Annotated in this window: 23 protein-coding genes; 1 reads left to right on the forward strand and 22 read right to left on the reverse strand. The window is 61.6% G+C overall.

Going from position 1 to position 20,655, the window contains the following annotated elements:
- Nucleotides 1-449 (forward strand): H-NS family nucleoid-associated regulatory protein (locus AB3X89_RS28620; RefSeq protein ID WP_368586292.1); only part of this gene is annotated, 449 nt, incomplete at its 5' end.
- Between the two features lie 241 nt (nucleotides 450-690).
- On the opposite strand, the gene AB3X89_RS28625 is transcribed toward AB3X89_RS28620, so the two are convergent.
- From AB3X89_RS28625 to AB3X89_RS28730, 22 genes are all read right to left on the reverse strand, one after another.
- The gene (locus AB3X89_RS28625) at nucleotides 691-1,962 is read right to left on the reverse strand and encodes a VWA-like domain-containing protein (RefSeq protein WP_368586293.1); all 1,272 of its coding nucleotides are present in this window, start codon (nucleotides 1,960-1,962) and stop codon (nucleotides 691-693) included.
- Between the two features lie 7 nt (nucleotides 1,963-1,969).
- A complete protein-coding gene (locus AB3X89_RS28630) occupies nucleotides 1,970-2,920 on the reverse strand; it encodes a hypothetical protein (RefSeq protein WP_368586294.1) in 951 nt (316 codons plus the stop codon).
- 108 nt (nucleotides 2,921-3,028) lie between these two features.
- The gene (locus AB3X89_RS28635) at nucleotides 3,029-4,048 is read right to left on the reverse strand and encodes an ATP-binding protein (protein WP_176112132.1); all 1,020 of its coding nucleotides are present in this window, start codon (nucleotides 4,046-4,048) and stop codon (nucleotides 3,029-3,031) included.
- Between the two features lie 128 nt (nucleotides 4,049-4,176).
- On the reverse strand, nucleotides 4,177-4,419 hold the full coding sequence (locus AB3X89_RS28640; RefSeq protein WP_018432917.1) for a DUF3717 domain-containing protein: 243 nt from the start codon (nucleotides 4,417-4,419) through the stop codon (nucleotides 4,177-4,179).
- A gap of 249 nt (nucleotides 4,420-4,668) precedes the next feature.
- Nucleotides 4,669-5,127, reverse strand: a complete 459-nt coding sequence (locus tag AB3X89_RS28645) for a hypothetical protein (RefSeq protein WP_368586295.1) — start codon at nucleotides 5,125-5,127, stop codon at nucleotides 4,669-4,671.
- A 10-nt stretch (nucleotides 5,128-5,137) separates the two neighbouring features.
- Nucleotides 5,138-6,682 (reverse strand): hypothetical protein, encoded by a 1,545-nt coding sequence (locus AB3X89_RS28650; RefSeq protein WP_368586296.1) that lies wholly within the window; start codon nucleotides 6,680-6,682, stop codon nucleotides 5,138-5,140.
- A 58-nt stretch (nucleotides 6,683-6,740) separates the two neighbouring features.
- Nucleotides 6,741-7,151 carry a hypothetical protein gene (locus tag AB3X89_RS28655; protein WP_368586297.1) on the reverse strand — a complete coding sequence of 137 codons (411 nt, stop codon included), beginning with the start codon at nucleotides 7,149-7,151 and terminating at the stop codon, nucleotides 6,741-6,743.
- A 198-nt stretch (nucleotides 7,152-7,349) separates the two neighbouring features.
- A complete protein-coding gene (locus AB3X89_RS28660) occupies nucleotides 7,350-7,826 on the reverse strand; it encodes a hypothetical protein (protein WP_368586298.1) in 477 nt (158 codons plus the stop codon).
- 8 nt (nucleotides 7,827-7,834) lie between these two features.
- Entirely contained in the window at nucleotides 7,835-8,227 is a 393-nt protein-coding gene (locus AB3X89_RS28665; protein ID WP_368586299.1) for a hypothetical protein, read from the reverse strand.
- Between the two features lie 92 nt (nucleotides 8,228-8,319).
- Nucleotides 8,320-8,781, reverse strand: a complete 462-nt coding sequence (locus tag AB3X89_RS28670; protein WP_368586300.1) for a glycine zipper 2TM domain-containing protein — start codon at nucleotides 8,779-8,781, stop codon at nucleotides 8,320-8,322.
- A 99-nt stretch (nucleotides 8,782-8,880) separates the two neighbouring features.
- Entirely contained in the window at nucleotides 8,881-9,207 is a 327-nt protein-coding gene (locus tag AB3X89_RS28675) for a hypothetical protein (RefSeq protein ID WP_368586301.1), read from the reverse strand.
- Between the two features lie 349 nt (nucleotides 9,208-9,556).
- The gene (locus tag AB3X89_RS28680) at nucleotides 9,557-10,066 is read right to left on the reverse strand and encodes a hypothetical protein (protein WP_368586302.1); all 510 of its coding nucleotides are present in this window, start codon (nucleotides 10,064-10,066) and stop codon (nucleotides 9,557-9,559) included.
- A 108-nt stretch (nucleotides 10,067-10,174) separates the two neighbouring features.
- A complete protein-coding gene (locus AB3X89_RS28685; RefSeq protein WP_368586303.1) occupies nucleotides 10,175-10,654 on the reverse strand; it encodes a hypothetical protein in 480 nt (159 codons plus the stop codon).
- A gap of 118 nt (nucleotides 10,655-10,772) precedes the next feature.
- Nucleotides 10,773-11,606: a PRTRC system ThiF family protein gene (locus tag AB3X89_RS28690; RefSeq protein WP_368586304.1), complete on the reverse strand. Its 834-nt coding sequence runs from the start codon at nucleotides 11,604-11,606 to the stop codon at nucleotides 10,773-10,775.
- Nucleotides 11,603-12,244 (reverse strand): PRTRC system protein A, encoded by a 642-nt coding sequence (locus tag AB3X89_RS28695; protein WP_368586305.1) that lies wholly within the window; start codon nucleotides 12,242-12,244, stop codon nucleotides 11,603-11,605. Before AB3X89_RS28695 ends, AB3X89_RS28690 begins: the two co-directional genes overlap by 4 nt.
- A gap of 6 nt (nucleotides 12,245-12,250) precedes the next feature.
- Nucleotides 12,251-12,979: a PRTRC system protein B gene (locus AB3X89_RS28700; protein ID WP_368586306.1), complete on the reverse strand. Its 729-nt coding sequence runs from the start codon at nucleotides 12,977-12,979 to the stop codon at nucleotides 12,251-12,253.
- Nucleotides 12,979-13,986 carry a PRTRC system protein F gene (locus AB3X89_RS28705; protein ID WP_368586307.1) on the reverse strand — a complete coding sequence of 336 codons (1,008 nt, stop codon included), beginning with the start codon at nucleotides 13,984-13,986 and terminating at the stop codon, nucleotides 12,979-12,981. Before AB3X89_RS28705 ends, AB3X89_RS28700 begins: the two co-directional genes overlap by 1 nt.
- Before the next feature lie 41 nt (nucleotides 13,987-14,027).
- Complete coding sequence (locus AB3X89_RS28710; protein ID WP_368586308.1) at nucleotides 14,028-14,222, reverse strand: hypothetical protein; 195 nt, start codon at nucleotides 14,220-14,222, stop codon at nucleotides 14,028-14,030.
- A 10-nt stretch (nucleotides 14,223-14,232) separates the two neighbouring features.
- Nucleotides 14,233-14,451, reverse strand: a complete 219-nt coding sequence (locus AB3X89_RS28715) for a PRTRC system protein C (RefSeq protein WP_013094760.1) — start codon at nucleotides 14,449-14,451, stop codon at nucleotides 14,233-14,235.
- A gap of 8 nt (nucleotides 14,452-14,459) precedes the next feature.
- Nucleotides 14,460-14,942 carry a PRTRC system protein E gene (locus AB3X89_RS28720; protein WP_368586309.1) on the reverse strand — a complete coding sequence of 161 codons (483 nt, stop codon included), beginning with the start codon at nucleotides 14,940-14,942 and terminating at the stop codon, nucleotides 14,460-14,462.
- Between the two features lie 86 nt (nucleotides 14,943-15,028).
- Nucleotides 15,029-16,705 (reverse strand): PRTRC system ParB family protein, encoded by a 1,677-nt coding sequence (locus tag AB3X89_RS28725; RefSeq protein ID WP_368586310.1) that lies wholly within the window; start codon nucleotides 16,703-16,705, stop codon nucleotides 15,029-15,031.
- Nucleotides 16,706-17,487: 782 nt separating this feature from the next.
- Nucleotides 17,488-20,541, reverse strand: coding sequence for an autotransporter outer membrane beta-barrel domain-containing protein (locus tag AB3X89_RS28730; protein WP_368586311.1), 3,054 nt, complete (start codon nucleotides 20,539-20,541; stop codon nucleotides 17,488-17,490).
- Nucleotides 20,542-20,655: the final 114 nt, after the last annotated feature.

Consider the following 20,655-nt stretch of genomic DNA (forward strand, 5'->3'; position numbering starts at 1 on the left):
AACAAACTCTCGGTGAACGTGTCGGCGCCGCGCATGATCTCCAGTGGGCAAGTGGTGGTTCATCTATCAACGCTTCACGAACTCTGCGCGATGACGTGTTTCAGCGGTACTTCAGCAACCTGTTAGGGCAACAGGACATGAGGGGAAAAATCGTTGACGGCGAGGCGCGCGACAGGCTGATCATCTGGCTTCGCCGGCGCATGGAAGAGTTCGGTATCACGCTTGAAGCACTGGCAGAGTCGATCGAGCATGACGTCGATCACCCGCCTCTTTATCGCGACGCGCGCGGCAACGAATGGAACGGACTGGGCGACATGCCCGACTGGCTACGCGCTGCCAGCAACGCCGGTGTGAGCCCTGATTTCTTTCGCATCGAGTCGAAGCCGGCGCCGCAGCCTATGGTCGGGACTGAGAATATCGACCCGCGACAGCCCGACCTTTTCGCCTGAAGCCAACCGCGCGAAACCGTGGCAAAAAAATGGCCTATCTCATTCAAAATGAATAGGCCTTGAAGCACACGCCGGAACCAGGGATAGGCCCCGGACGAACGAGTCTAGCCGATCAATGTGTCCAAGGGCCTTCTGGATTTTCCCGATTGCCCAGCGAAGTTATGGATCCGCGGCCCCCCCAAAAAAATAGCCCGGCGGAATCGCCGGGCTTGGGTTCAGAACACGTGGCAGACATCGCCTGTCAGCAGATCACTTCCATCATTTCCCCAAACGGTGCCTTCTTCGCGCGCCGGAGCGGCACGGTCGATGCCCACAGGACGGGATAGGACGGTTCATCGATCGGAAATGCTCCATCCATGTCGGTGAGATAGACCAGAAACGTGGGTTGAATGCCTTCGTCGGCCAGCCGTTTGAACGGATCAACAAACGAAGTGCCTCCCCCGCCACGCACCGGTAGCAGTTCGACCGCGTCGCCGCGCTCGAAGATCTGCACCTGCTTTACACGCGTATCGCAATCCAGCACGATCAGCCGCCGCGGCCGCACAGTCTCATTCACAACAAGGATTTCCGCGTCGAACTGTGCCTGCGTCTCGTCAAACACCGAACCGCTGGAATCGCGCACGAACACCGCATCGCCAACCGCCGGTTCGTTGAGCGACGGCAGATACAGCCCCATGTGCAGATACCGGCGATTGGGCATCGCGAAAGTGTAGTCAGTCGGCGACGATTCCTGCGCAAAGCGTTGCAGGATCGCGCGCCAGTCAACCACAGGTTCCACCGCCACCTGGACCATGCCTTCCAGAGAGCCGCCCAGCCCGCCCCGCATCTTCGCCGCTTTCGCGGCCTGCAGGACGGCGACCTTCCAGTCAGCTTCCTTCTGCGCCTTGTCGTCCCCTCGGTATTGACGGACCTCGCCACAGGAGGGAGCAGCCTCGGGAGAAGTGCCGGACTCGGGTGTTGCGCACGGTGCGGTCGCGCCGTTCGCGGATTGCGGCGGGCTGTTGCCCCCCGGTGTGCCGCCTGACTGTTGAGTCGACTGTGACGTCGACTGCTGGCCAGGCTGCGCATCCGGTTTGCCACCATCCTTCTTACCGTTGCCCTGCTGCTTTTCCTTCTGCCGCTTCTCCTGCGCGAGGATGCCGTAAATCTCCTCGGCCGACTTGCCGCGAAAGCGGGCGTCGAACAGCACGCCCTTCGGCAACTGCATGCCTGCGTCGTACACGATCGGATTGATCGCATAGTCACATGCGTCGTTCCAGAGTTTCGGATCGCGATCGCCCTGGCGCCAGCAGTGGCCGTTGGCCACGTGCAGAACCTCATGCGCCAGCACGCCGCGTGTCTCCAGATCGTTAAGGCCGCCGAGGTACGCCGGGTTGTAGCCCAGCGATTCCCCGTCGGTCCAGAACGTCCTGCACGACGGATCTTCGACCACCTTCAGACGCAAAGCGAGTGCGCCGAAAAACGGCTGGTCGAGGACCAGCGCCGTGCGTTGCTTCGAGATGCGCGGGTCCATGGCTACCTCACGCGACGAGTCGCAGAAGCGGCGTCGGCTCCGGCTGGACAACCTGCTCCAGCGGCGAGAACGTCGAAAGCTGATTCGCCACCGGCTCCGGTGCCCCACCCATGAACGCTGCCATCAGCCCCTCGATTTCCGAGGCCTTGGCCGCGACCTGCGAACGCAGCACGCTCGACTCCTTCAGATCCGCACCCGTGTGAACCGCGAGATGCGTCTTCGCCTGTTCGAGGATGTGGCTGAGCTTCGGATCGTTCGTGAAGTTCAGCTTCGGCAGCAGCTCGCACAGTTCGCGCACCTGGTTGGTGACGCCCAGGCGAACATCGGTGGCACCGTACAGCTTGTCGGCCAGCTTCGAGACGGCCTCGTACAGACGCCCGACCAGATCGTTGTTCGCCGTCGAGATCGAGGCAAGCACGTGCTGGTCAATTTCCGAACGAAGATCCGTCAGCACGTCGGCCGGCAGATCGACGCCAAACTGGCTTGCGTCGGGAAACGGCAGCACCGCGAGCTTGACGCCGAACTTCTCCGACATGCGGGCAAGCGTGGGATAGTCCGACTCGTTGAACAGCCCGTTGAGTTCCGCCCGTGCCTGTTCCTTCAGATTCAGGTAGTCGGTCAGGAAGACGGAAACGGCGAGATCGAACTCATCCTTCATCTTGCGCATCTGGTCGGCGAAGTCCATGTAGATCGCCGTCGGCAGCAGACGCACGCCCAGCTGTTCGTACTTCAGCGAGTGGTCGTAGTGATAGCGGCGAATGCGATTGCCGATCGAAACCACCTCCTTGTAGCTCGGCGCATGCTCGGGCAGCAGGCGCTTGTTGAAGCGCCCGATGTCCTTGGCCTGGTGGTTTTTTTCGACTTCTTCGGTCGCTTTCACGTCGAAGCAGCGCGCCTGCCAGGCGGATACCGTGACGGCCGACAGCATGACGCGGGATTTCAGTTCAGTGATGTTCATGGAAAACTCCAGAATAGAAAGGGATTGGATTGAGCAGAAAGAAAAAAGCCACGGCGCGCGAGGCGGGCCGTGGCAGAACGAACAACGGATGAAGCAACAGGCAGCGGCTTACTCGCCGCGGATGATTTTTCCGATCTCGCCACCCTGCGCGCGGATGAACGCATGGGTGCTCGCAAGTTCAGGCTTGCGACGCACGGCGTCACGCGCGAGAAGCGCACCGAATTCACGGTGGCCTACGTCGATCAGCCGCTGGTTGTAGGTCAGCACGCGCTCGAAGTTGCCTTCGGTCGAGTGCGCTGCCAGCGCCGAACTGACCGCGTACAGCGCGGCCGGGGTCTCAGGGATCGGCGCCGTGTCCGGCGACAGGATGATGGCGTCCGGCGACGGCAACTCGCGGTAGATGGCAAGAAAGCTCATCAGTTCGCTCGCTGCAGCCTCGCCCACCGAACCCGCGTAGGAGACGAGCTCGAGCGACTTCGGCACGACCGGCATCGTCTTCGCGACGAATCCCCATGTTCGGGGGCTCGGTGCGTTTTCGATATCGCGCGCGGTCTTCTTCACGGACAGCAGATCCGGCCGGAATCGCAGAAACGCGATCAGTTCGGCAGGAACACCGCTGCGCACCGCCCAGGCAGTCCAGTCGGCGATCGAAGGCTCAAGCTCGACCACCGTCGCGAAACGCGAGATGACGGGATCGAGAATGCCCGAGACACCCGCGTTGTCGTTGCGCCGGTTGGTGGCCGCAACGAACGTGACGCAGTCGGGCAGCGCGTGTTCGCCGATGCGGCGTGCCAGCAGCAGTTGCATCTTTGCCGCCTGCACCGCCGGTGATGCCTGGCCCAGGTCGTCAAGGAACCAGAGCAGCGGCGTTGTCGCTCTCAATGCGCGCTCGAGATCCCCGAACGGCAGGAAGCGGGCGACGTTCCCGTCAGGGAATGGCAGGCCCTTCGAGTCCGTGGGGTCTTCAACGACGGGATGGCTGATGAGCAGGTCATGCCCGGTTTCCTGAGCCGCCTGAGCGACGATGTCGCTCTTGCCAATGCCCGGAGCCCCAGTGATAAGCACCGGAAGACGGGCCGGAATGTAGGTGATGAGCAGTTCGCGAAGTTGCGAGGCAGAGACTTTCATGGGGTACCTGAAAAGGAAAAGCCCCACGAAACAACGCCCCCAGGGGACGTGGTCCCTGAGGGGCGAGCTGGATGTGCCGCGGATGCGGCGCGTCGATGCGTCCTGGAGACGCGAAGAAAGATTGCGCCTTACGCCTGCGCGCCAGCCAGAGCGGCCAGTTGAGCTTCGGTAAGGGTTTCGCGCGGCACGGCGGTCGCGCGGTTGAAGATCATGCTGCCGTAGAGATTGGCGAGACAGCGTGCTTCCGCGCACAGCACCGTCACCTCCTCGTCGGAGGTTGCCGGATTGCGGTTGCGCCACACGTTGATCGCGTTTTCGATCTGGGCGATTGAAACGTCCCGGTTTCCTGAAACAGCGTTCGGATGTTTCATGGGGTGTCCTCGAAGGAAGTGCCCCTGAACAACGCCCCAAGGGACGTGATCCCCAAGGGCAGCATTGTTGCCGGATCTCCGGCGGGTCGATGCGTCATGGACGCGGGTAACAGAGCCCAGTATGGGCGGCCGCTGCGCGAAGGTTTGCCCGAATGATGAGCAGATTGACCCCGCTTAGACTTCTCGCGTGACGCCAGGGCAAAAAAAAACCGGCGCATATGCGCCGGCTGTGGTTCAGGAAAATTGCCGTCAGACTAACGCTGTCTGAGCGGCCCGTGCTGCATCGATTCTCGCGATCATCGCCGCTTCGCGCTCGCGGTGCCGCCGGGACTTCTCTTCGCCCGCGCCGTTGTGCTGCTCGATCACGTAGGCGAAACAGACAGGATTGGCCGGACCGCGCCACGCCTTCCAGGCCTCCATGATCCGCGCGCGCACGTCGGGCGTGCATGCGAAGTACTCGCGACGCAGGCGACGCCATTGCTGGGCGTACAGATCGCGCATGCGTTGCTCGCTCTGGTACAGCAGCCGTTCGCGCCGTTCCCGCTCTTCATCAACCGAAAGCGCCCGGGGCACCTCGATCTGATCGCTGAAGAGCGGGTAGGCACGCTCGATCTTTTGACGAGCCCGATCCTGGCGGCTCCGATGCAAGGCTTGCATCCGCGAAGTCCAGCGAAGGCCTTCCACCTTGGGAGTACGATCGAATCGCATGATCCCTCCTTCAGGCTGCAAGCCGCTCGAGCATCGCGCGGGCGTAATCCAGCGTGCCATCCTTTACCTGCAGACGACGCGCCTCGTTAAGCTCAGGGTTGACGAGCGCGTACTGCTTGCTCGCCCCCTTGCGCCAGTCCCGAATCTCCCGGAACCCCGATGCGATCGCGTCCTCGACATGCTGGGCGCCATCGATCACGACGCCGTCGCCGCGCTTATAGCGGGCATTCTGCGCGGCTTCCTTCGCACGCTGCGCATCCTGCTCCTTGCGCTCCGCCTGCGTGCGCGAAAGCTCGCTCGCCTCCCATGCGGTCTGCGCAGTCCCGTCGAGTCCGCACAGTTCGAAAATCGCACGGCGCTGGGACTTAGCCGTCAGGCCTCGCAACTTCAGGCCATAGAACTCGAGCACGACCTGCTTGCTGCTCCGGTTTTGATCGTCAGGCGTGTCGAGGATGTTCAGCAGACTTGCCACATCGCGCGACTCCAGTGCAACGGCTACACGGTTCGGCCATTCGAACGTTTCGCGCCCGTGTGCGAGCAACGCCATCGAACGTTCCAGCGCGCGCTGACGGGCACTGAGCCGCCCCTGCGTGCGCTGCATGTCCGCATGGTCCAGCTTCTTCTCCCGGCGCCAGTCGGCGATCAGGTCACGAAGCCGCGCGGCCAGCGCATTGACCGGCTGTCCGACCGATACCGGCTTGTCGAACATCTCCGGCAATGGGTCAACCTGCAGGATGCCCGCCGCGAACAGGGCGTCATCGACCTCGATGAAGTCCGGTGCATTGGATACGCCGGCGACAGCGGCCACCAGAGCGTCGACCGTTTCTGCCGTGACCGGCTGTTTCGCCGCTCGCATCACGGACACCAGCTGATGCAGTTTCGCCGCCGGTAGCCGCCCGCGCAGCGTCGGAACGTCGAGCAAAGTCGACGCCCACTCCAGGTCATAGCGGAATGCCCTGTCCATCACCCGGTATTCCGAGAGCACCGCTTCGGGAATTTGCTCGTTGCGCAGCAGCGCATAGGCGATGTGCACCTCATGTCGTCCGTTCGTGCTGCCTCCCGGCACACAAGGACCGCCGCTGGCAAATCCGAAGCGTTCGATGGCCACGTCATTGAACAGCGACAGCAGATTGAAGAACTGGCGCGCTTCGCGTGCGGCCGATTTTTGCGCATCGATCTGGTCGGTCGAGAGAAACCGCGTTGGCGTGCGCGCAAGATCGAAAAGTGCGAACAGCAGTTCCCAGTGCGACGCGCGGATCTGCCAGGGCTTCGGCTCAGGGCCATAGGTCGATAGCCACAGCGAACGGGCTTCGTCGAACATTGCCGCAACGATGTCTGCGACCGTGCCGTCACGACGGATACCGAGCGTGCCGTTGTAGCGCGTCACGCGTACTGCGCCCGCACCGCCCTCCAGGTTGATCAAAGTGGTCTCAGTTGCCTGGACCGCCTCATTGGCGAACAGCGCGAACACCCCGGAGAGCGTCGGGGTCGTGAAGACCTGGCCGGGAATCGAGAGTTGGTACATGTTGGCTCCGCAAAAATGGAACGGGGCCAACACCCCATCAGGGGAGTTGGCCCCGTCCGGGATTGCAAAAAAAGTGAAGAAAATCGAATCAGTCGAGGTCGAGCATCCGCGAGACAACGGCGGCGATCGCCCATGCCTGCGTGCGCGAAAGCGTCTTGATGCGCAGGACCGGCTGGCTCTTCCAGTGTCCAGCTTCACCTACGGGGATGAACTGAACAAAATCAATCTGGATGATCCAGCCTTCCGAGCTTCCGCGGGCAACCGATAGCGCCAGCCGTCGGCGCGCGGTCCCGCTGTCCGGCCAGTCTCGTGAAGCCGACAGGCCGTAGCAGTCTTCGTTCGGATCGTTGATGAAGTTGGCCGCCACGATCCATTCCGGTTCCATCTCGGATTGGCGCAGCGTCCGGGCAATGTGATTCACAACCTGGCTGATGGTTTTTCGAGCAGGATCAAACGGCGTGCTGGCATGCACGACCGGTGGTTCGAGAAGTTCGGACATGGGGATCGGAAAAGAAAAAGGCCACACCCGGAGGTGCAGCCTTTAGATGGACTGAGGACCGGCGGCGTCGCCGGTCAGCTTTTGACAATCAGATGCGACGACGAGCGCGATCCGCCTTGCGACCGTTGCGGTCCATGACGAGACCAAGTACAGACAAGGCAACAGCCACGCCCAGCGCAAAGAAACTGAAGCCCATGCTCATTCTCCATTCATGGAAACCATGCCCACGTACAAGGTTAGCACAAAGGCCAAGACCAGATTGACCTCCGACAGGATGTTGGAAACAGACCAGCTCGACGTTGTGTGCCAGAAGCTGATCGCACCGATCACTGCTGCGGCAGACAGCGTGTGCATGAACCGGCCGAATTGCTGGCGTTGGTCCCTCGTGGGCGACCTGACCATGTCCACCAGCTCTGCCCACAGTCCGATCTTGTCCAGTCGATCTGCCAGCTTCGACGCCACATGGAACGTGCCGTCGACCCTGGCCTCAAGTTGCAGGGAGCAATCGGGACCCCGCGCAGAAACCTTGGGCGGAGGCTCCGTTTGGGAGAGGTGCTGTATGACAAATGCGAGCCTCTCCGATATGCAGACCTGATCCAGATCGGCAATAAACGTCGCCCGATCTGTGATGCTCAGGCCGGATGGGTACTCAACGACAATGTCGACGATTTCCATCGCGTCCCCTACCGGCTTTCGCCATCGAGGCCGCCTGCAAGCCGCAGACCGCCAAGCAGCGCGTTGTAGCCCTCGCGGGACGACAGCTGCTCGAGCGACACTGCGTTGTCGCCACCGCCCGACAGATCGGAGCGGCCGCGGCGCGTGCGGAAGGAAACGGCGATCTTCTGCCGGGTCCGGGAGTCTGCAACCTCCAGCATGAGGGCCGGGGTTCGCAGGGTGACGCGGCAGCCGCGATTGCGGCGAGCCGGTTCGGTGACAATTTCGTGCTCGCCGGAACGCAGACGAAGATCGCGTGCGATACGCCGCAGCATCTGCGTCGCATGGTGTGTGATGGCGGCGTCTGCTGCCGCGCCCGCACTGCGGCGGTCGGCATGGAACACCTTTGGAACCTTAAGCATTTAAACCTCAGAAAAAGAAAAAGCGAGGTGCCCATTCGGGAACACCTCGCGATGAAGGAATGCGCCGGCAGTGCCGGCATCTGAAGGGCGGGTCAGTGAGTGACGCGAAGACCCGAACTGGTCGAAACGAGAAGCACGTGCTCGCCCGGGGCAAAACGCTGGTCATCGGGTTGAGCGACGACAACAGTGGCGCCCGAACTCTTGCGCACGATGATCTCGAGCCCTGAACGCTGCGACATGGCCTGTGAAACCTTCTGTGCGACGAAGCCCGATGCAGCGCCTGACAATGCGCCCGCGATGTAGCGTCCTGTGCCGTTGCCGATGGTCTGGCTACCGAGGAACGCACCCACACCGGCGGTGATCAGCGAAGTGAGCCCGGAGTTATCCGAACCCGCTTCAATCGAGATTGAGCGGGTGCGAACAACGGTGGCCTCTTCAACAGAGCCGGCACGCTGGACGTCGTAGCGCTGATACGTATTCGGCGAGCCGAAATCGGTACTGGCGCAGGCGGACAGCATGGATGCGAGAACGAGACTGATGATGATCTTGAACATGGTTGCCTCAAAGAATTGAAGGGCAACCGTCCCATCAGGGATGGTTGCCCTGACGGGAAAAGAATTCAACCGCGATAACACAAGCGGTTTGAGGAAGGATTAACTGGTGCGAATCTGGTTCGAATATCCGGTAACGCCGACAGCCTTCTCCGGGTTCCAGATCGCCACTGTCTGACTACCGACCATCCACGACACGTTCTCGTCGCTTCCTGCGATGCGTCCTTTTGCAGGAACAGCATCGGGGAACTCACGAACGAGGTTCAGGGAAAACATTTCGTAGGTGTAGGCGGTTGTCGCCAGACGGAAACCCTGGCCGTATACGAGACTCAGGAGTTCCCGAGACTTGCTATATGCCTCGGCCTGAGAGACCAACGCCTTTGGGGATGTCGCGACGTGAACATGCGAAACAAGGACTTGCTGCAGCACTGTGCGGCTCCTAAGAAAAAGGGAGCCGACTCCCTGTTGGGATTGGCTCCCAACAGGGTCAAAGACAGGCGGAAGCCCGTCGTGGATGACCGACATTCGTCGGTCCAAGGTTGGCGCACTCCGGCAAGCCAGAGTGTTCTTTCGATGCGCAAAAGCGCGGGTGATACGGCCAGTCTAGGCCAGTCCGAAGCGCGGCCAGCCTGGAAACATCGAGAAAACCGCCTCGCTTTTAAATTTCGCCCTGCTTCACGCGAGCGGCAGCGAAAAAAAACGCTGATCCCGAAGGACCAGCGCTGACGTCAGATTTCGCGCGCGGCCCGCGGGCCGCGCAATTCAGAACAACGTTGGGTTAGCCAAAATACCAGACGCGCGCCTGTCGATACGCGCCCGCCTTGAAGACGCCGACCATGTCGGGTTCCATGCCGCCTCCGTCGGCGGTCGGACGCACGCAGATACGTTGAACGTCGTTTAGCAGCCTGACGACGGCTTCGCCGACGCACGACCTGGCCTCGATAGCGCCAATGGTCGCCATATGGCTACCGTCGACCCTGAAGGCGTCCCAGAACGCAAGGTCGATCGCCTGTGCGACAGTCGTCTCACGATAGTCCGAGAGATAGCCTTCAACGACAGATGCCAGGGCATCTTCGAAGGTCACTTCGTCGTCGGCGATGAGGACGTACGCGCGTGCCTCGGAAATCAGGTTCGCCGCGTGTTCGCCTTCAAGATCGAACAGGCCCTCGTCGGTTATGCCGTCAAGCGCGCGTGCGTCGATCGAAAGAGATTCGTCGCCATCGACTTCAATGATCACGCCTTGCATGCGTTGTGCGGCGGCTTTGATACGGGCGGCCGTTTCGTTCATTGTTGCTCCTCGTGAAATAGCCGCGCGGAGCAACCCGCACGGGTTGTCGGTCCGCGCGGGAAGGTTTGTAAAGAACGCCGCTCCCGGAGGGAGCAACGTTGGACGGAATCAGGCGAAGCTGGGTTCGCCGTCCTCCGGTGCCTCAGGCCACGCGAGCCAGACCAGCGCGAGCCCGAGACCGAGCACGTCCGCCAGCATCTGCATCAACTGGTCCGCATCGTGGCTGGCCAGGTATTGGCTTCCATCGTGCATCAGCGTCGAAGCGACGAAGTACACGACGGCAAACGTACCGGCGACCAGCACGCGGTTACGCGAGGTCGGCCTCACGAAGATGCCCCAGAACAGCGTGAACAGCGAGCAGAGCGCGAACGCCCCCGCCAGATGCTCAATCGCGCCCGGTGCCGAACGCCCGATATAGTGGATTTCGTCGAGACGGAACCACACCTGATACGGCTCGGCGAATCCCTCGTAGCGGTGAAACGCCGCCAGAAAGAGTGCAAGCAGAGTAATGACAAGCGCATTTGCATGCGCATACGGAGTGCTCGCGGTGCGAGCGAGCGCGGTTTTAGAGAAAAAGTTGTTCGGCATTGAATGCTCGGAAAATTGTTTGAGGAATGAAGCTCAGGGATGCAGCGACGAGCACTGCTTTAATGTATAGCGATGTGGTGCCTCCATAAAAAAGCCGCTTCCCGAAGGAAGCGGCTGGTCAGTCTGCGGTGGGGGATTTCCGGCTCTTTCGAGCCTTCTTTTCCTTGGGTTTGGGTGCCTCGTATCCGAAGCGTGCCCACGCAGCAGGGTCAATCGGGATTGGGTTCGTACGCCCGGTTGCCAGGTTCACGAACACGCCCGAATACTTCAACGAACCGGTACGGAACAGGGTCCACAGAAGATTGAACGCCTGAACCGCAATGGCCGAGTTGATGACCAGCGACTGCTTGCGCAGCGCGTCGGCCATCGAGCAGGACGGCGTATCGTCCTCAGCGTCTTTCGACGGGTCCACCAGGTCCGGGAACAGGTCGCCCACATGCGGCAACCGGTCCGGACTGGCTTTCCTCTGACCCCTGGGCATGGTCTGTCCAAGCACCACCTGCCCGCGATCCGTGTCATTGCCGCAGTCGAGGTAATACGCGTGCGTTTCCCCGACGGTGTCGAGAATTGCCTTGCGGGCAGCACGCGTATCAACACAACCAATCACAAGATCGACATTGAACAGTGCTGTGCGACCGTTCAGGCGTTGCGTGATCGCACGCCAGTTGGTACCCATCAGCATGTTCAGCCTGTTCACGATCAGCGAGGCCTTGTAACTGCCCACGTCGTTCGGATAGAAACCCTGCCGTCCAACGTTAGTCGGGCTCACCGTATCGTCGTCGTACACCGTGCACTCGATCCCGCCGGGGTGTCCCAGTTCGATCATGGCGTGGTGCAACCGCGCGAGGGCTGGCAGAACAGCACTGCCCGTCCCGCCCGCTCCAACGACGATGACTCTCCAGGGACGCTGCACCATGTGCGCCGGGATTTCATGGCAGATCGCGCCCGTCATACCGCCTCCCGAACGCGCACTGCCTGATACCACGACGCCGGCGCGCGTTCCGTCTCCTCGAAGATCCCCTTTGCGCAGAGACGCACGGCGATGCTCGGGGTCGAACGGTCACAGTTGCCGATGACAAGCGCCATCTTCACGTCATGCCGGTCATCGTCGTTGTCGGTCGACGAAAAGTACGCGGGATGCCTGCCATGCGAATGGCAGTCCATCACCAGCACTTCATCGCCGGCGAGAGCCGGAGGCTGATACTTCAGCGAACCGGCGGTATGGGTGACGATGCCCACCGGCGCGAGCCGGAAGGCCTGCGTCGAGGGACTCCACACAATCCACGCCCCGGTTTCCATGGGATGCGCCTTGCGGGCCATCTGTGCGAACGCACCTACCAGGTCAGCCGGAATGGTTTCGCACAATAGCCGCGTCGACGGCGTAACCCGTCCATACGGTATGGCCGTGCGGACGTTGAATTCCGCGACCTGGCGCACCAGCGATAGCCACGGACGCCGGACTTCAAGGAACACACCGTTCTCCGCAATCAGCAACCGCTCGCCCGCCGTCAGCATCTCTGCGACGGTTTCGTTGCGCGGGACCATGACGGTCGGAAACGACCGTTGCAGCGTCATATCGAGAATATTCATGTGGTTTTAGCCTTTGGGACCCTGCGCGATCAGATCGCCGAGAGTCCGTTTCATGGGCACGAGACATTGCAGGGGGAACTGCTCGTCGTACTTGCCGGCCAGCATTTCCTTCCAGAATGCAAATTCGCCTCGTGGGTGATTGACGCGTTTCCCACCCGCATTGGGGTGTGTGAACGCCGATTCGAAGAAACCGCATTCCCAGCCGTTAATCGACGCGATGTCGATGCGATCGGGAACGCGAGCGGAACCGATACAGATGGAACCGTGGTCCCATGTGTTGAAGTACGGCGGTTCATACAGCGGCGTGTCAGGTGTCGGCCGTGCGGCGCCGTCAACGGCGTACACGTAGAACCCGGTATTGCGCGCCTGAAAGACCAGGCCCGGGTGCGGAACCACCGCGGTGACCGTGCCAAATTCGGGGCAGTCGAAAAACACCCGTCGCGTTGTCGGCCGGCACCACCAGGTCACAGCGGTGCGGTCGATCGCGAGGACACTCTCCGGCAGAAACTCGGCCTTCGCCGCACAGCGTTCGGCAAATGAATCGAGCGCCGTGAACAGCGCGCCGCGGTCCACCGGTCGTCCCGCACCGATCACAGGGCGCTTGCCCTTGATCGTGACGGGATGCGCCGTGGCATAGACCGGGCTGTCCGTGCTCGCGACACCCGAATACAGCAGGATTGCACCCGTCACCGACAGCGGGACCGAATGCCCCGTCGACAGAAAAACGTCTTTCATTAACTTGTCCCCTGCGGATCGCGCGTGATCAGTGAAACCACGCGGTCAACCTGACGAAGAATGGAAAAGCCCAACGACAGGTCCGCGTACTGCTTGCGGATGTCATCAGGGGTGGTGGCAAGCGCGATGAAACCGTGGAAGCACGATCCGTCGCCGCCGTTGCTGAAATACTCGTAGTGCGTATCGAGCACATCGCCGACATACGGTCCGTCGCACGCCGCGATGGACGTGGCGGCATAGATCGCCTCAGGTCTGAACGCCCAGTCAAACAGGTTCCGGCGACCAGCCTTTGTGAGCAGAGCCGTCAGATGCTCGAGTTCCGCGCACAGGTCGCGTATCCAGCCACGCTCGGTATAGCCGAGACGCCGTAGTGCCTCGATGCCCAAGGCGGGAAACGAACGCCACCGGCGAGCCCGCAGGTCATACCGACCGATCTCCATGCTGTCCGGACAAAGTTCGTCGCGCACAACGGACGGCAGGTACTGCTCGTACTCGTGTGGGTCGTCGCCAAAGCGGTCTTTCAGCAACCCGATCGCCTCCTCGTCGGTGCACCACGGATCGCCATCCCAATGCCATTGCGAAAACATCCCAAGGAAGTCATCGGGAGTTCGCATCCACAGCGTGCGAAAGGCTGCCCGGTTGATCAGGATCAGCGCCGTCGAGAGCAGCCGCGGATGCGCCTGGATTAACGGCGCCGCCCGGTCGTCGATCATGTAGATGTAGTCCTCGACGGTATCGATGCCCAGATACAGCGGCGAGCTCACCTCGAACTCCGACGCGTTGTCCTGGTACATGATCTGGTCCTGGACAGACGCCGCATCGAGCAGCACCGGCCTGAATGTGAGGCGCTTCAGCGTGCCGCACTGCCGTCTGATCCAGGCGAACAGCGCCTGCGCCATCGCGTGGCCGGCGCCTTCGTAACTGCTCACATCGGACGCCCGGAGCGCGCCGGACTCGAAATGAGTCGCGACGAGCCGTGCTACTCCTGCGTCATGCGGCCACTTCATCGACGGCCGCGCAACCACGTCGCACGACACATCCGGAAGCGTCAGAAAATCATGGGCAGGTCGACGTCGGGCAACGGCACGCCGCTGCGGTTGCCAGCTGACGCCGTCAAGAGCGACGTGCGCATCAGCCGGCCGAGGATCGAAGAACATTGCTCGATCTCCTTGTCATGAAAAAAAACCGCCCTTTCGGGCGGTTCATTGGACGATGGCATTGCCTCATCGGCGATGCATTGCATGAGCGCGCGCTTACGCATCGCTACCCTTGGCACCTGCTGCACGCATGAACGTGTAGCGGGCGGTTTCCCCGTTGTAGACCGGACCCTCAATGGCGGCCGTGGTCAGCTCCGGATACTGGGCGGAGTACAGATCGCGCACCTCTTCGGGAGAAAAGGTCGGACCGGGATCGACGAAGTTCACGCCGTTGTAGACGAACTCGCGAACCAGACGGGCGACGGAAATGGACATGGCGCACCTCAGCTGAGCAGGGAAAGAAGATCGGTGCCGGAGGACTTCCCGGCATCCACTGGCGTTGCAGAAGCCGGCGCGGCCGACGCAGACGCTGACTGTTCGTCATCATCGTTGCCGGCTTCATCGTCCTCGTCGCCCTCACTGCTGGCGTTCGACTGACCGGCTTTCGCCGGTGCCGTCTTACCGCCCTTTGCGAGAGACTTCTGCGCTTTGGACGCCTGGCTCTTTTCCGCTTCCTGCAGGATCGCGGTGGTTGCCGCGACCTGTTCGGACAGCGACGCATGAGCCGTCGAGTACGAACCGATCGCCGCAGCAAAGCCCTCCTCGAGCTCGGCCGCCGTACCAGTAAGCACCAGCGGCTGGCGCAGCGCTGCGTCCTTGCCCTCGCCTTGCGGCACCACCACTACCGCCATGCGGTCGTTGTCCATCTTCAGCGTAAGTTGCAGCTTGCCGCTGGCTCGCACCAGCGCTTCAAGTTGTTGAAACATTGAATACCTCGAAAGAAGAGAGACGCCGCGCGATGGCGGCGTATACATATAGAGGGGAGACGGGACGCAGAACGCGCCCCGCGATTTCAGAACTTCAGCACCTTCGGCAGCTTGCCCTCGTAGTCGAAACCTTCGACCTTGAGGAGCGCCTCGATGACTTCCGGCTTTGATTTCGCGAAGACCTTTTTGAAGTTGTCGCCCAGCGCGGCGCGGATGCCGATCTCGTCGGCCAGCACCATCATCTCGGACTTCGTGATCAGCTCCAGAAACTCCTTGTCGAGTTTCCAGTGCTTTTTCAGATCCAGCTTGTGCGACTTGCACAGTTGCGTCAGATACGTCACATCCAGACCTTCGATTGCGGCGAACAGCATTGCAATCATCAGGTCCGCCTGTGAGCTTTCCTTCGCTGCCTGCACGGCGTCGATCGCCTTGGGCAGGTTGGACACGGGTGCCTCGCTGCCAACAATCCGCTCGAAGAACTTGCGGAACGCAGCATCGTCGACCTGACGTGCATGACCGCTCAGCACGACTGCAATCAGATACTGGCGGGCCAGTTCATGATTCATGCCGATATCAGCACGCAAGGCCTTGCGCCACAGCTTCACGCGATAGGCCTTCACCTTCTCGGACTCGGCAATGACCGTCACCGAGGGGTTCGTGGACGCCGGAGCAGTGGCTGACTTGCTGCCCGCACTTGCGCTTTTGGCTGCTGGTGCGGACTTTGCACTGTCGGGCTTTGCCGGCTGCGATGCAGCCTTCTCCGCCTGGATGCGAGCCGCCACCTTCTTCATGTTGCAGACGGTGTCGAAGCACTGGCCGCGATAGACCTTACCAATCGAATCAGGAAGGCCACTCACCGCTGCGCCGTAATTTGCGCAACCGTGACAGGCTTTCGCCTGTTCGAGACCAACGCCGTTCGCGCCTTCCACAGCCAGTCGCACGCGCGTATTGTTGTCCCCTGCCCGCACGATACGCACGGTCTGGAACTCATCACGCAGGCCTGCCGCTGTCGCTTCAAGCTGCTTCTCGGTTTTCTCGTTGAAGCAGGTGCGGTTAGTACAGTTTCCCGTACCGATCGCTTCGCCAAACATCTGTGCCTGCGTTGAAGAGTTGTGCGGGCAGCCCGCACAGTCCGTCTTGTCGAAGATGGCAGGAGCCAACGCGCACGACGCCGATTCCACCAGCTTGCGCACATCAGCGGCCGACCGCTTCTCAGCGACAACGACAGGCAGGACCTTGTCCTGATTCTCTTTCGAGAGCGCCGCCAGCAGTTCGGCGTGAGCGATATTGATTTTTCGCTCGCTCAATGCATCGAGCACCGCCGTCGAGCAGTTCAGCAGCGCAAGGCGGCTATCCAGCGTCGCGCGAGACCAGCCAAGAATCTTGGCCGTCACGTCGCGATCGCCGCCCTGCAGACCGAGCAGCTCGGCGGCATCGATGGCTTCTTCGGAAGGAGAAAGGTTGTCGCGCTGGATGTTTTCGGTGAGCGCAATGCGCCGCGCTTCGACTTCATCGACGTCCTTTACAACGATGGGCATCGGGAACTCTTCACCGTGAGCGTCCATGGCGCCGCGATAGCGACGGCCACCCGCGATCACCTCGAAGTCGAAGTCGTCTTCGTCAACGGGGCGAACGATGATCGGCGTGTCGACGCCATGCGCGCGAATCGACTCGGTCAGTTCCGCCATCGCCTTCGGATCAAAATACGTCCGGGGATTGCGGCCGAGCTTGATGCGCTTCAGGGGTGCAGTCAGTTGTTGCATTGCAGGTTCTCCAGAAAGGGGAACCTGCTCCCTATCGGGAGTGGTTCCCGATAGGGTCAAAAATAGATGCCGGACGTGCGTGCCGGCGGTTCGATGCGTCAGAGACGCGGTAGATGGGACAACGATAGCGCCAGATCGAAGGCTGCAAAGGGCGAAAAGGCCAGAAAAACCATACAGCTTTCGGCTTTCCGGAACGGTGTCCGCCTTTCCCGAAACGAGCCGAAGGATACTGCGAGAGGCGAGGTACGGCCATCTCCAGTCGTTCTCTTGCGCCCGCGGATGGACACGCGAATGTCGGCTCCAGAGACAGTAGCTGCACTTCACACATCCAGCTGCTCAGTCGCAGCAACGGTCATTGGCTCGCTAGCGAGGATGGCCGTGCGCGATTGGTCCGAACGCAAAGCTTCCTGACTGCTGAGGTGCGCGACAGGCCTTGCCGATAGCCTCCGCTCACCGGGGCGCTCGGGCTCGCAGGTCCTGACGACTTCACGCCGTCTAGCCAGCTAGCCCGTCCTCTGTCTTTGTAGTGCGTCCTCATGCGCGACAAAGATTCTATGATGACCGGATGTGTATCGCGGCGCACGTGACAGCAAGAACGGGAGATCAGAAGGGGACAGCGTACATCCTCTGTCCAGGCCTGAACGTTTCGTTACCCGGCGAGATAGCTAACCGCGTAAAATCTGGACCGGTGCGCTTGAATTCGAACCTTGGCAGTCCTCGGTTCACCCGACCACCATTGTCGTGGTGACACGCACTGCGCTTGTTTCTGCTCCCCCCGTCTCTCACCAAGTGTAGCGAAAGCCGATGTCTCCCCAGACACCTTTTCGGCTCCCGCTCACGGCATCATTGATCGAGAACTGGTAGCCGAACTGCCCGTACAAGCTCATACGCATGTCGAGCCTCGCCGTCACGCCAGCGGCGACGTCCATACGCGTGAATTGCTGCCTCAGCGGTACCTGCTGGGCTCCGGCGTATGTCGTCGCTGCCTTTGCGCCCCAGTCCCGCCAGATATTGGTGCGAAGGTACGGCTGCCACAGCTCGCCGTTGGCGCGCTCAATGCTCCACTGACCCCGCACCCCGAGCCGCCCGCTCACGCCTGACGTCGAGCCTGGATCGACAGGACCCAGCCCGTCATTGGCTTCGTTCAGCCCGACGTGCTGCCAGATGAGCTGTGCCTCCGGTTCTAGCACGAAGCCCGGTCCAAGCGGCAAGGGAATCGGATAGCCTGCCTCCAGCGAAGTGGCGAACCCCAACCCCGAGATCGGCAACCGGGCGTACTGTGTCGTCGCATCGCCGTCGTAATAGGTGCCTTGCAGTATCGCGTCGATATACCAGCCTCCCGGGCCGTAGTGTGTCCAGTACGCGCCGCCGGAATACCCATTGAGATTGACCGAGCCGGTGTGGTTCAGCACATAGTTAGTCGCCGCCGCATTCGTGACGAGGCCGTCCACGTCGGCATTACTGTTGCCGTAGGCGAAGTAGACGCCCGCGGCGTCGTGATGGCCAGACATCAAGCTGCCGCCCCAGAGATCGAGGCCCGCCTGCACGCCGAGCACATGGCCGTTAGCGCGCGCATCGGTGAAGGTCTCGTAGCGATTGTCGATCTGCTGGCCGAACAGCCGCGCCCACGCCGAACGGGCCACCCCTTCGGCGTCGGTACCGCCCGCGGCCTGTGTCAGCGTATCGCCGATACGCTCGTGCATCGTACCGAGCATGGTGAGGCCCAGTTGTCTCGTGAGCGGCTGCACCACCGAGTAGGTGGCAAGTTCCGGCCCGATGATCGGGTACTCGCCAGGGGGCAGCACGGAAGGCGGCGGGTCGTTGGGAAAGGTTACCTCGGGCGGAGGTTCCTCGCCCGGGCCGGGCGGCACCTCGCCCGTTCCGACGACGAATTCCGAGCGCAGGAACCAGTCGTTCGCAAACGACGCGCGACTGGGAGCGCCCCGATCCAGACGGTAGTCGTAGGCGCCGCCGCGGACTTCGCCGGCCAGCGTGAAGCTGCCTGGGTCCGTGGTGCCGCCGTTGGTCGCGACCACCACCGGGATGCCGTTGCCGTGCGTCAGCGCGCCAGGGCCGCCGGCGTTGGTGACGGCGATGATGGTCTTGCCGGTTGCCGAACCCCCGTCGATGACAAGCTGGTCTGAAGGTGAATTGTCGCCGCCGAGGTAAGTGTCGATGGCGATGGTGCCGTTGTGGCCGGCATAACTGGTCGTGGTCAACACGGCTCCTGGATCGCTGGCGATGCGGACCAGCCCGGCATTGACGACGCTCGCCACACGCTGGTCCAACCCGCGCAGATCGAGTGTGCCGGCAGACTGCACCGCATAGTCAGAATTCGGGCTGAAGACATTGGGAGCGCCAGCCGCTAGCGTACCGCCTTGCACGGTGGTCGGACCGGCATAGGTGCTGACGCCGGTCATGACGGTTTTGCCGCTATAGACGTTGACAGCGCCCGAGCCTGCGATGGCCGCGGGGAACTGGTAGTTGCCGCTGGAGTCCGTGTGATTAAACACGAGATCGCCCGTGCCGCTGCCGAAAGTCAGCGTCCTGGCATCTAGCGTGCCGGGCGGGGCCGGCGCCGTGCCGGCGGGCGCACCAATGTTGAGCGTCCCCGTAGAGCCAGCATTCTGTGCAACAGACACGGCATTCGCGTGCACCAACGCGCCACTCTCAATGGTCAGGGCACCGGCGCCAAACTGACCGACACCGAGCGACGCGCCAGAATTCAGTACCGAACCGGCATCGGTGACGGTGACGGTGCCGGCACCTCCGGTTGGCGTCGTGCTACAGAAAGATGAGGAGAGTCCGGTGCACTGACCAGCGATGAACATGGCGCCACTGCCTGTCACGTTAACGGCGCCCTGGTTGGCGATCGTCATCGTGCCATTTCCCTGCGCCCCCACGACCAGGTCATCGTTGACCACGTTAAGCGTGGCACCTGGCCCGCGGATCTCGACCGAACTCGTGCCCGCAATCGAGCCGACGATCGTCTTCCCGCCGATCGTCACGGTGCCGTTCGATTGGATCTGCAGATCGCCCGGACCGCGCGTACCGACAACGAGAAACGGTGACGTGAGTAACCCCCCGTTCGACACCACGACCGACCCAGTCGAAGCAGGCGACGTCCCAAACGCCGCGTTGAAGGCGAGATAAGTTCCTCTGGCGCTCGTCGCCATGCCGCCGTCGGTAATAGTCAGGACACCGTCGGCGCCGGGCAAGACACCCACGCCGAGAAAGCCAGTCGCGGACAGTCTACTACCCGCGCCGCTGACAACCGCTTGCGCACTTGAGGTGGCCCCGATCTGCACCGTATCCTGGCTCGAGACTGCGCCGCCGTTCGTCGCATTCAACTGCGCGGAACCGGAATTCCCGACGTAAATAAAACCCGTAGCCGCATATCTCGACCCTTGACCATCGGCCGTGAGCGCACCGCTGCTGCCGGGATTGGTTCCCAGGTAGGTCTGGGTGAACCCGGTCACGGAACCGCCGTTGTTGATCGTCAGCACACCGGATCCATTAAAGCCAATGTAGTTTTGGGATTGCGGATTGACGGCGGTAATCGTTCCACCAGTCACGGATATCAGTCCGCTACTGCCGGCTTGCTGGGCCATTTCTATATGGTTCAGTGCGACGTCGGCCCCGGCCGGCACAATGAACGTTCCCCCGGGGACCCCATTCACCGTCCCGCTACTGGATCCGGGAACGAGTGTGCCAATCACCGTCGATCCGACGGCGGCAGTCTGGGTCGTATTGCCGTTGATGACAAGAGTCTGGGCAAAACTGATGCTGGCGAAGAGCATTGTCGAGCAGACAAGCAGCCCACTTGCCGGATGCATGAGACAGCATTTCATCTTTTCACCTCCCGGACTCTATCCTGGTGGATAAAAGAGCACTGCACGTAATGAATGTTTGCAAACAAACATTAAAAAGAGCCATTCAGCAGGAACAGG

This window comes from Paraburkholderia sp. BR14320 (genome assembly GCF_040948665.1).
GTDB classification, from domain to species: domain Bacteria; phylum Pseudomonadota; class Gammaproteobacteria; order Burkholderiales; family Burkholderiaceae; genus Paraburkholderia; species Paraburkholderia youngii.